General features: G+C 33.9%; 12 protein-coding genes. All 12 read right to left on the reverse strand.

Features of this window, described 5'->3' with window-relative positions; genetic code table 11:
* Window positions 1-27 precede the first annotated feature (27 nt).
* The gene (locus AB8U03_RS15855) at window positions 28-525 is read right to left on the reverse strand and encodes a hypothetical protein (protein WP_369705532.1); all 498 of its coding nucleotides are present in this window, start codon (window positions 523-525) and stop codon (window positions 28-30) included.
* 242 nt (window positions 526-767) lie between these two features.
* Complete coding sequence (locus AB8U03_RS15860; protein ID WP_369705533.1) at window positions 768-950, reverse strand: hypothetical protein; 183 nt, start codon at window positions 948-950, stop codon at window positions 768-770.
* Window positions 951-1182: 232 nt separating this feature from the next.
* Entirely contained in the window at window positions 1183-3009 is a 1827-nt protein-coding gene (gene glmS, locus AB8U03_RS15865) for a glutamine--fructose-6-phosphate transaminase (isomerizing) (protein WP_369705534.1), read from the reverse strand.
* Window positions 3010-3719: 710 nt separating this feature from the next.
* Window positions 3720-3920: a DUF4177 domain-containing protein gene (locus tag AB8U03_RS15870; protein WP_369705535.1), complete on the reverse strand. Its 201-nt coding sequence runs from the start codon at window positions 3918-3920 to the stop codon at window positions 3720-3722.
* 171 nt (window positions 3921-4091) lie between these two features.
* Complete coding sequence (glmM, locus tag AB8U03_RS15875) at window positions 4092-5456, reverse strand: phosphoglucosamine mutase (RefSeq protein WP_369705536.1); 1365 nt, start codon at window positions 5454-5456, stop codon at window positions 4092-4094.
* A gap of 188 nt (window positions 5457-5644) precedes the next feature.
* Window positions 5645-6175 carry a 2-oxoacid:acceptor oxidoreductase family protein gene (locus AB8U03_RS15880; RefSeq protein WP_369705537.1) on the reverse strand — a complete coding sequence of 177 codons (531 nt, stop codon included), beginning with the start codon at window positions 6173-6175 and terminating at the stop codon, window positions 5645-5647.
* A gap of 1 nt (window position 6176) precedes the next feature.
* Entirely contained in the window at window positions 6177-6932 is a 756-nt protein-coding gene (locus AB8U03_RS15885) for a thiamine pyrophosphate-dependent enzyme (RefSeq protein WP_369705538.1), read from the reverse strand.
* Window positions 6932-8002, reverse strand: a complete 1071-nt coding sequence (locus AB8U03_RS15890; protein WP_369705539.1) for a 3-methyl-2-oxobutanoate dehydrogenase subunit VorB — start codon at window positions 8000-8002, stop codon at window positions 6932-6934. Before AB8U03_RS15890 ends, AB8U03_RS15885 begins: the two co-directional genes overlap by 1 nt.
* A gap of 18 nt (window positions 8003-8020) precedes the next feature.
* On the reverse strand, window positions 8021-8230 hold the full coding sequence (locus AB8U03_RS15895) for a 4Fe-4S dicluster domain-containing protein (protein ID WP_369705540.1): 210 nt from the start codon (window positions 8228-8230) through the stop codon (window positions 8021-8023).
* 146 nt (window positions 8231-8376) lie between these two features.
* Window positions 8377-9039 carry an ATP-binding protein gene (locus AB8U03_RS15900; protein ID WP_369705541.1) on the reverse strand — a complete coding sequence of 221 codons (663 nt, stop codon included), beginning with the start codon at window positions 9037-9039 and terminating at the stop codon, window positions 8377-8379.
* Between the two features lie 268 nt (window positions 9040-9307).
* Window positions 9308-10375 (reverse strand): butyrate kinase, encoded by a 1068-nt coding sequence (gene buk, locus AB8U03_RS15905; RefSeq protein WP_369705542.1) that lies wholly within the window; start codon window positions 10373-10375, stop codon window positions 9308-9310.
* A 102-nt stretch (window positions 10376-10477) separates the two neighbouring features.
* Window positions 10478-11563 (reverse strand): butyrate kinase, encoded by a 1086-nt coding sequence (gene buk, locus AB8U03_RS15910; RefSeq protein ID WP_369705543.1) that lies wholly within the window; start codon window positions 11561-11563, stop codon window positions 10478-10480.
* Between the last annotated feature and the right edge of the window lie 61 nt (window positions 11564-11624).

Raw genomic sequence — 11624 nt, forward strand, 5'->3', positions numbered from 1 at the left:
TTTAAAAGTTCAAAAAATGTGTCTACTTTATTGACATAGATCCAATGAGGTGTCTATTTCTTCTGAAGTTTTCGTTGACCCATCACCTTCTGAAGTTAGTTCTCTGTTTGAATTGGAGTTCTTATTAACATATTTTCTTATCTTTGCTTGATTACTACCTTTAGTTTCCTCTAAACTTGGATGATATATGTTTATTTCCTCAACGTTAATTCTTTTTCTTTTCAAGGCTTGTATTTCCAGTATCTTAGTATAGTTATTTTTTCTTTCTACTCTCGCTCTTATATTAAAATTCTCCAATAAGAAATCAAACTTTAGTTCTCCAAGTTGCCACATATTTTGTCCTATTTTATTAAACATTTTTAATGCACTAATGTTTGTTAACAGCCAGGCTAAATGATTTATCTTATTAGCTCTTAAAAGCTTTTGCTCATATTCATAAGTGAAATGTATATCAAGGCTTCTTCCATCCAAATCATATGTAAAATAGTTATCAAAGCTATCAATTTCTAATATTCTGTACAGCATAAATTTACTCGGTGCTAAGACAGCTCTTATTATTTCAATTATAGGTATTATATACAATTCACCATTTCTTATAAAACTGAAGGTTTTTGATTTCGTTCTATCCTTAAAGCCACTACCCCAAACCTCCCAAGGTCTTTCTCTATATTCTACCTTAGCAGCCTTTAGGTTTATATCTATAACCTCTCTATTTTCTGGTTCTTCTACATTGTTTAAATCGCCATCTACATAATACTTTTCAGCAACTAAAAAGTGAATACTAGTAATTCATGCTGTCTATTAGTTTTCATTCCCTTTACTCTTGTAACTCTGCCTAGTGAAGGTACATCTTGAATCCTTATCCAAGGCTTATATTCCTTTCCTACTCCACTTCCATAACCCTCTTTAAGCATTTTCTCAATATTATGTATTCTTTTCCTTTTAGCCATCTTATCACCTCAAAAAATGAAAAAAGACTAGACATTTTAGCTTCTAAATGCCTAGCCCTTCATGCTCTATTTTCAGTCAACACTAAACATCTATCTTTAGTATTAACATCTTTTTAGATTTTGATACAACTTTATTCTAATTAATATAACTTTGTTACAAATGATATAACTTTATTCTAAGCAATACAACTTTGTTATAAGCCTACACAATTACAACATCTCTAAATTCAAATTATTCTACAGTAACTGACTTTGCCAGATTCCTAGGCTTATCCACATCGCAGCCTTTCTTTATGGAAATATAATATGCCAGAAGCTGCAGTGGAATTACCGCAAGCACCGGTGCAAATATATTCATTGTCTTTGGCAGGTATATTACGGAATCAACTGCTTTTTCAACATCCTTGTTTCCTTCGAAGGTAAATGCCAAAACCTTAGCACCTCTTGTAGTTACTTCTTTAATATTACTTACCATTTTTTCAACTAAATTTTCCTGAGTAGCTCCTGCAATTACTATGGTTCCATCCTCAATTAAAGCTATAGGCCCATGTTTTAACTCCCCACCTGCATAAGCTTCCGAATGGATATAGGATATTTCCTTTAATTTTAAGGATCCCTCAAGGGCAACTGCATAGTCAAGGCCTCTTCCAAGATAAAATACATCATTCTCCTTATAAGTCTTCTCTGCAAATTCTTGAACAATTTCTTTATTTGCAAGTACCTTTTCCGCTTTTACTGGTAAAGAAAGCATTTCCTTCTTTAACTGCTCTATCTTTTCCACACTTATGGTTTCTTTATGCTGTGCAAAGAAAAGTGCTATTATATAAAGTGCTATGAGCTGGGTTACATATGCTTTTGTAGAAGCAACTGCTATTTCAGGCCCTGCCCAGGTGTAAAGAACATCATCTGCTTCCCTTGAAACAGAACTTCCCACTACATTTGTTATGGCTATTACCCTGGCTCCCTGTGCCTTTGCTTCCCTTAAAGCCGCAAGAGTATCCGCTGTCTCTCCTGACTGACTTATAATTATCATCAAGGTTCTTTCATTTATTATAGGATCCCTGTATCTAAACTCTGAAGCAATGTCCACCTCTACAGGCATTCTAACCAATTTTTCTATTACATACTTTCCTACTATTCCTGCATGATATGCAGTTCCGCAAGCTACTATATATATTTTATCTATATTTTTAATTTGCTCTTTTGTTATCTTTATATCATCTAAAGTTACCGGCTTACCTAACATAATCCTGGATGTCATGGTATCTTTAATTGCCTTTGGCTGCTCATGTATTTCTTTCATCATGAAATGGTCAAATCCACCCTTTTCAGCAGCATTGGCACTCCATGTAACATGATATACATCCCTTTTTATCTCTTTTTTATCTTGAGATAAAAGTTTTACACCATCTTCAGTTATAACAACAAATTCATTGTCATTTAGAAGATATATATCTCTGGTATGATTTAATACAGCAGGAATATCCGATGCTATATAATATTCATCTTTGCCAAGCCCCACTATAAGAGGGCTGTCCTTTCTTACTGCAACTAATTTTCCAGGTTCTTTCGAACAAATAACCCCTATGGCATAGCTGCCTTTTATTTTGGATATTGCTCTCATAACTGCTTCAACTATATCTCCCTGATAAAAGTATTCTATTAACTGGGGAATAACTTCTGTATCAGTTTCAGATACAAATTTATATCCCTTTGAAATAAGCCATTCTCTAAGTTGTACATAATTTTCTATTATACCATTATGAACTACACTTATAGTTCCATCCTGACTGTTATGGGGATGTGCATTTAAATCAGATGGCTTTCCATGAGTAGCCCACCTTGTATGCCCAATTCCAACTATGCCCTTTAGTGGATGTTTTGATAATTTATCTTCTAGATTTTTAAGCCTTCCCTTGCACTTTATCACATTAATATGGTCTTTATCTATTATGGCAACACCTGCTGAATCATATCCCCTGTATTCAAGTTTACTGAGTCCTTCAATTAAAATAGGTGAAGCCTGTTTTTTTCCAACAAATCCAACTATCCCGCACATACTAATCTTCCTTTCAATTTTGATATACTAAATACAACACAATTTTCCTTAATAGCACTACAGTTTCATTATGAAAACAAAAAATTGTAATCAAAGAAAACCTGAACTGCTGCTATAATTTCAGGCAATCGTGCTTTTGGAATCATATATTCGATTCCCATTAAAGGTTTTTACACCAAACTGATGTTGTATCAGAAATTGCTTCCTGGTTTTATCAGCTGTTAACGGTAGTGCGATACCGTGGGGCACCCGCCGAAGATTCGATACTCCCCATCCTCGTCAACTCAAGTAAAATTATAATTTATTTTTATTATAAATTAAATTCTATTGCACTTAAGTTCTGGCGCTTTTAATTACTCATCCTATTGCTAATTATCACCTGCTTTCAATATAATTGATAACATAAAATTATCATCAATACATTATATTATTTAATCTAATTTTTTGTCAACTATTATAATCATGAAAAGCATAAATCCTGAATATGGAATTTGCCCTGAATTATCTTGAAATCCGGGCATTTTTAAGGCTAACATATATAGATATACACTAAATCCAATTATTAATTTTATATTAACATATTATTCAAAGAATGGCCCAGGTCTATAATTCCAAGACAAGTCAGATATACAGAACTTGATGGCAATTAGGTCTTTAACTAAATGATTTTTGCCTTAAACTAAATGATTTTTGCCTTAATTTTTTATAATCTAGTATTTAGTACGTTTTTTGAATATTATGCAATCGCCATCAACTTTAGGATCTTTACCCAGTGTAGTATACGGTTTTTGTAAAACTCCTGCAAATTCCCAATCATCTTTACCACATTTATTCAATTTTTCTTCTACAGTCAAATCATCATCTGAGCCTAGAAAATTTTCCATTGTAAGTACTTTATATTGCCATGCCATTGTTCATACACTCCTTTTAACATTTTATAACTATAAACAAACCATAGACAAAAATCATTTAGTATCTTTACTATACTTTCCCATTTATGATATAGTAAAATTAAAAATACACTGTTTAGTTTTTCACAACAGTGTATTTAAATTCATATATTCTAAATATTTTTACTGGACCTAAGAATTACTTGATAAGTTGGCCTTTCTTTGAATTAGTTCAGCTAAATTGCGGGCAATTTGATCTATTTCACCCTGAGCCTCTCCTTCCAGCATAACCCTTACCAGTGGCTCCGTCCCAGAAGGCCTTATAAGTACTCTTCCGCAGCCATCCAGCTTTTCCCTTATTTCCTTTATTTTTTCTACTATCTCTTTGTCCTCTTCATATATACCTTTTTTGTCATTAGGCACCTTTGCATTTGCCAATACCTGAGGTAGATTTTTCATCATGGAAGCAAGCTGTGACAATTTTTTACCGCTCTTTTTAACTATAGAAGATATTTGAAGGGCAGTAATGAGTCCATCTCCTGTAGTATTATAATCAAGCATAATTATATGACCGGACTGTTCCCCTCCTAACTTATATCCTTCTTCTTTCATCTTTTCAAGTACATATCTATCTCCGACTTTAGTTTTTACTGTACTCATCTTCTCTTTTTTAAGTGCTATATCAAGCCCCATGTTGCTCATAACAGTAACTACTACTGTATTTTTGTATAGCTTGCCCTCATCTTTTAAATTTTTACCTATTATGGCCATTATAAAATCTCCATTTATGAGGTTTCCATTTTCATCTACTGCAAGACACCTGTCAGCATCCCCGTCAAAAGCAAGTCCTAAATCAAATCCTTCTTCTACTACAGTCCTCATAAGTTCTTCAGGATGGGTAGAACCGCAATTATTATTTATGTTTATTCCATCTGGATTATTATTTATAACTTTTACCTCTGCTCCTAATTCTTCAAAAGCCCTTACAGAAGTTATATAAGATGCACCATTTGCACAATCTAAAACTACCTTCAGTCCTTTCAAATCAATATCAATAGTTGATTTTGCAAAATCAACATAGTTTTTTAATGCATCTTCCGTCTCAACTATTTTTCTTCCTATTTGTGCACCTAGTGGAACAGATATACCTTTAAAATCACTTTCAATTATGTACTGTATTTTATCTTCCAATGCATCAGACAATTTATATCCTGAGCCATTAAAAAACTTTATACCATTATATTCTACCGGATTATGAGAAGCTGATATAACTACTCCTGCATCCGCTTTGTATTTTCTTGTTAAATAGGCTACTGCCGGCGTTGGTATTACCCCAATGCAAATGGCTTCTGCCCCTATAGAGAGTATACCTGAAACCAATGCACTTTCCAGCATATCTCCAGATATTCTAGTATCCATTCCTACAAGTATCTTAGGTTTATGTGCTGTTTCCGTCAATACATATGCTCCTGCTTTTCCTAATTTATATGCCACTTCTGGAGTTAATTCCTTATTTGCAATTCCCCTTACACCATCAGTTCCAAATATTCTTTGCATACTAATACCTCACTTATTAAAAGTTAATTTTATTCTGGCCGGAATTTAAATTTTCTGTTTAAATTAAAATATTCATTTTATATTATATTACATTAAAAATATTTCTACAATGTACTTTTCTCATGAGAATTTAAAAAAGCACTTTATAAATGTCATTACGAACATTTATAAAGTGCTTTAATTAAAACTTACTTTACAAATTCAATACCCTTTTCCACCGCCAGTTTATTGGATTCAAAAAACCTTTCTTTTCCATGAGCTCTTAAAGATTCAAGTAATTGAGCTTCAGAAACTATTCCGGTTTCTTTTACCAAAGCCCCCAGCAAAATCATATTAGCTATTTTTTTACTTCCTATTTCTTCTGCTATAGTTTGAGCTGGAATTGCTATGATTTTTATATCATTTCTCTTGGGCATGATATCTATTAAATCTGAATCCATTACTATTATACCGTTAGGTTCTACTGAATTTTCAAATTTTTCTAGAGAAGGTCTGTTCATTACAACTATGCTGTCCGCCCTTAAAACTATAGGGGAACCTATATCTTCATTTGTCAATATAACAGAACAGTTGGCCGTACCACCTCTCATTTCAGGTCCATAGGAAGGAAGCCAGGAAACGTTTAAGTTGGCATCCATGCCTGCATAAGCCAAAAATTTACCCATGGACAAAATACCCTGTCCACCAAATCCTGCAAAAATAATCTGTTGTGATGTCACCTTACTTCACCTCCCCAGTACCAGTATTGTCTTTTTTTACTCCTAAAGGATAATATGGTATCATATTATCTCTTAGCCATTGCATTGATTCCTTAGGTGATAATCCCCAGTTAGTAGGGCATATTGAAAGAACTTCAATTAGTGAGAATCCCTTCCCCTCCAATTGATTTTGAAATGCCTTCTTTATGGCCTTTTTAGCTTTTAAAAGATGAGGTATAGTATCTACGGAAACTCTCTCTACATAACATGCGCCTGTAAGAGTGGATATCATTTCTGAAACTCTTACTGGATATCCAGCTATTTTTACATCTCTTCCATAAGGAGTGGTTTCAGTGACCTGCCCTGGCAGAGTAGTTGGAGCCATTTGTCCTCCGGTCATACCATAAATGCAGTTATTCACAAATATAGTAGTTAAATTCTCTCCTCTTGTAGCTGCATGAATTATTTCTGCAGTACCTATAGCTGCCAGATCTCCATCGCCTTGATAAGTAAACACTACATTATCTGGATTAGTTCTTTTTACACCTGTAGCAACTGCCGGTGCCCTGCCATGAGCTGCTTCAAATACATCACAGGCAAAATAATTATAGGCTAAAACTGAACATCCTACTGGTACAACGGCAATAGTTTTGTCCAATATTCCAAACTCATCTATTACTTCTCCAACTAATTTGTGAATTACTCCGTGAGTACACCCTGGACAATAGTGTGTTGGTACATCCAGCAGTGATTTTGGTGGTTCATATACTACGGTCATTATTTCTCCCCTCCCATCATGGCCTTAACTTTTTCAAGAATATCTGAAGGTTCTGGAACCATACCTCCAGATCTTCCATAAAAACCTACTGGCTTTCTGCCGTTAGCTGCCAGTTTCACATCATAAACCATCTGCCCGCAACTCATTTCCACAGATAGATATCCATATTTTGTATTGTTTATAGTTTTTTCAAAAGCTTCCACCGGAAACGGCCACAATGTTATGGGCCTGATTAATCCTATATTTATTCCTTCCTTTTTAGCCATTTTAATTACATTTTTACATATCCTGGATGTGGTTCCGTATGCGACTAATATCAAATCACATTTCTCATTACAATTGAATAGTTCATATCTAACTTCATTTTCTTTTATCTTTTTAAACTTATTCTGAAGTTTCTCATTATGGGCTTCCAATTCCTCTGGTGCCAAATACAGCGAATTTATGATATTATGCTTTTTCCTTCCTTTAAGTCCATTGGCTGCCCAAGTCTTCTCCGGTAGTTTTTTCTGTGGCCTGTCTTTAAATTCAACAGGTTCCATCATTTGCCCAAGCATTCCGTCCCCCATTACCATACAAGGAGTTCTATACATATCAGCCACGTCAAAAGCGTCTTGTATTAAATCTATCATTTCCTGTATTGAAGCTGGTGCAAATACAGGCATATTGTAATCTCCATGTCCCCCACCTTTTGTTGCTTGAAAATAATCTGACTGAGCCGGTTGTATACTTCCAAGTCCTGGGCCTCCTCTTACTATATTCATAATAAGGCATGGCAATTCTGCTGCTGCAATATACGATATACCTTCTGACTTCAAGCTGATTCCAGGTGAACTTGAAGATGTCATACATCTAACGCCAGTGCCGGCTGCACCATAAACCATATTTATAGCGGCTACTTCACTTTCTGCTTGAATAAAAACTCTATTTTTCTTTGGCATAACCTTGGACATATAGGCTGCAACTTCTGTTTGTGGGGTAATAGGATACCCAAAAAAAGCTTGACAATTTGACCTTACAGCTGCCTCGCCAATGGCTTCATTACCCTTCATTAATACCTTTTTTCCCATAAAAAGCTTACCTCCTTATTATTTTTCAACAGTTATTACACAATCTGGACATATTCTAGCACAAGATGCACATGCTACACATTCTTCAATCTTATCTTCCGGAACAGTAGCTGGATGATACCCTTTTACATTTAACTTAGTGGAAAATGACACAATCTTTTTGGGACAGACTTCTATACAATGTCCACACCCTTTGCATCTCTCTTCCCTAAAAGTTACTTTTGGCATGAGAAATCCCCTCCTAAAAATTTAGCTATTAGACATAATTGTATTTAATTGTAATATTTCTAGACAATAAACTTAATGCTTTTAACTTTATATGAATTTTATTTCTAGCATATTAATTACTTTAAAATATATCAAACCAACATATTTCACTCCCAAGGTGCCTTCATATAAATATCTATAGGAAATATTTTTCCACTTGCTTTACCTTTAATTTCATCTGCTAAATCTCCTCTACAAACAGTATATGAATGGGGTATTTTCAACTTTTGTGATAATTCTTTAACCATCCTATCCCCTTTTAACACATCTGAAGCAGTGGTTTCATAGGATAAATTACTGTTTGAAATAAGATGAGTTACTTTTAATCTAGAAGAAGCTTCTATAAATTTTATATATTTTTCAGTATCTTCATTATTTGATGTTAAAGGTCTTTCATTATTAATCACATAGTACATATCATAGGGTTCACTTTTAAAATATTCATTAAATTGTCCAAGAGCTACAGCTCCCTGAGCATCTCCGCCTACATCAAAACATACCTGATAGGTCTTGTCATTAAACACTGAAAGCACCTCAGCAGGAACCACCATTAATTCCGCATTTAATAAATTTGGATCTGACGATATGACTTTTACTCCCTTTTTTTCTAATTGTCTTTTCAAACTTCTTGTACAAAAATAAGGATTTACTATATCTAAATCAACTATTGCTGCTTTTTGATTTTTGCCTGCAATATTTATTGCATAATTAATAGCTATTTCAGTTTTGCCACTTCCAAAATGACCTGTAAATATTCTAATTCTGCTCATGCTACCACCTCATCTTAAAAAGACCTGATATCCAATTCTATATAATTGGTAAACGATTTCACATATAGTTCACAACACCCTGTACTATATTATCTAAAAAAATACTTACTGGTTATTCTATATATACAATACTTAAATTATTTAATTATTGCTTTAAATATGAATAATTATAATTAATTTAAAATTAATATGATTTTTATCTTCTATTATATATTATATCATAAATATCTCAAATGTCTTAAATTTTTAATTAATTTATTATATCTAATTATTTATATTCCCCAACTTTTTCTCCCTTTAAGGCTCTTAATCCAGCTTGTGCCAAGGCCATTACCTCATATCCTCCAGGATAGCTAATTACAGGTGAAATAAAAGACACCCTTTCCTTTACCTTTCTTACTGCTTCCCCGCTGTAAGCTATACCACCTGTTAAAATTATAGCATCAACTTCTCCACAAAGAACTGCTGCGCATTTCCCTATTTCCTTAGATACCTGAAGTATAAAAGCATCTAATATTACCTTAGCTTTTTCATCACCTGCGTTGGCCCTCATCTCTAATTCTCTAAAATCATTTGTACCTAAGTAAGCTACAAATCCACCTTCTCCACTTATCATCTTTTTTATCTTGTGATAACTGTACTTCCCACTATAACATAGTTTAACTAAATCGCCTACAGGAACTCCACCTGCTCTCTCAGGTGTAAATGGTCCATCTCCATCCAACGCATTATTTACATCAACCACTCTGCCTTTTTTATGTGCACCTACTGAAACTCCGCCTCCCATGTGAGCAACTATTAAATTCAAATCTGCATAATTCTTACCTATGCTTGCGGCATACTTTTTTGCCACTGCTTTTTGATTCAAAGCATGAAATTTACTCTTTCTAGTTATCTCAGGCATACCTGATATTCTTGCTATATCGTCCAATTCATCTATAGTAACTGAGTTCACTATAAATGCAGGTATATTTAAGGGTGCTGCTATATTATCTGCTATTATGCCAGCTAAATTTGAAGCATGTTCACCCTGTATTCCGGCTTTTAAATCCTCTATCATTGCCTTATTCACCCTATAAATTTCGGTTTCCCCCAGTTTTAAAAGCCCTCCTCTTCCAACTACTGCACTTAAAGTATTTAAATCCACACCTTTTCTCTTCAATGCATTTAATACATCTTCTTTTCTAAATTGAAACTGATCATAAATCCTGTCATATTTACTTATTTGAGTTGATGAGTACATTACAGTTTCCTTCATTATCTCTTTTTCATCTTCATAAACACATATTTTAGTAGATGTGGAACCAGGATCAATTACTAAAATTCTACAAAGCATATTTGCCCTCCTTAAAATCCTATTAGTTATCCCCCAGCTTCATAAAGGGGAAATAAACAATGCTACGATAAGCAACTTATACTGTCAGTGATATTTAATTTACTATGCAAACGATACCTCTTCATCATAAATTTTCACCTTTTCCTTTCCTTGAAGCACTCTTAATGCTCCCTGTACTAAGGCCAGCATCTCAAGTTCCCCTGGGATTATTTCAACAGGACCAATAAAGCTTACCATTTTTTTTATAAAATCTGTAAGGATATTACTATAAGCCATTCCTCCAGTTAGTATTATCGCATCAACTTTTCCACTAAGTTCTACAGACATGGCTCCTATTTCCTTAGCAATTTGATATGCCATTGCCTCAAGTATAAATTTTGCTTTTTTATCTCCATTCTCAATTCTATCAGTCACTTTTTTACCATCATTTGTCCCTAAGTACGCTACAAGTCCCCCGCCACCTACTATCTTTTTTCTCAGTTCCTCATAAGTGTAATTCCCGCTAAAAGCTAATTCTATTAGATCTCCGCAAGGCAAAGTCCCTGCTCTTTCCGGTGAAAAAGGCCCCTCTTCATTGGCATTATTTGTATCAATTATTCTGCCATTTTCAATGGGTGATACAGATATTCCACCACCTATATGTGCAACTACAAAGGAACTGCTGTTAAAATCCTTATTGTATTTATCACATATTTTTCTACAAACAGCTTTAGTATTCAATGCATGAACAAGAGATTTCCTTGCAATCTGAGGCATACCAGATATTCTTGCAATATCATCTATTTCATCTACTGCTACCGGATCCACTATGAATGCCTGTACCCCAGCTTTCCTGGCTATTATATTTGCAATGATTCCCCCCAAGTTGGAGGCATGTTGTGCTTGATAACCTATTTTTAAATCTTCCAACATTTTTTGTGTAACCTTATAAGTTCCACCAGGCATAGATCTTAATAATCCGCCTCTACCTACTACAGCGGATAAGCTGCTTAATGATATATTATTGGATTTAAGCCAACTTAATACAACTTCAGTACGCATTTCTTTTTGAGCATATATGCTCCCAAACCCTTTTATTTTATTCACATCATGTAATATATTATCTGAATTTTTACATTCTTCATTTTCAAATAATGCTATTTTTGTTGACGTAGATCCAGGATTAATTGCCAGTATAATATTATCCATATAAAATACCTCCATGAAATATATTTCCCAATAATCATATTTTACCAAATATATTTTAAAA

Origin of the sequence: Clostridium moutaii (genome assembly GCF_041205085.1) — a bacterium.
GTDB lineage: Bacteria > Bacillota > Clostridia > Clostridiales > Clostridiaceae > Clostridium_B > Clostridium_B moutaii.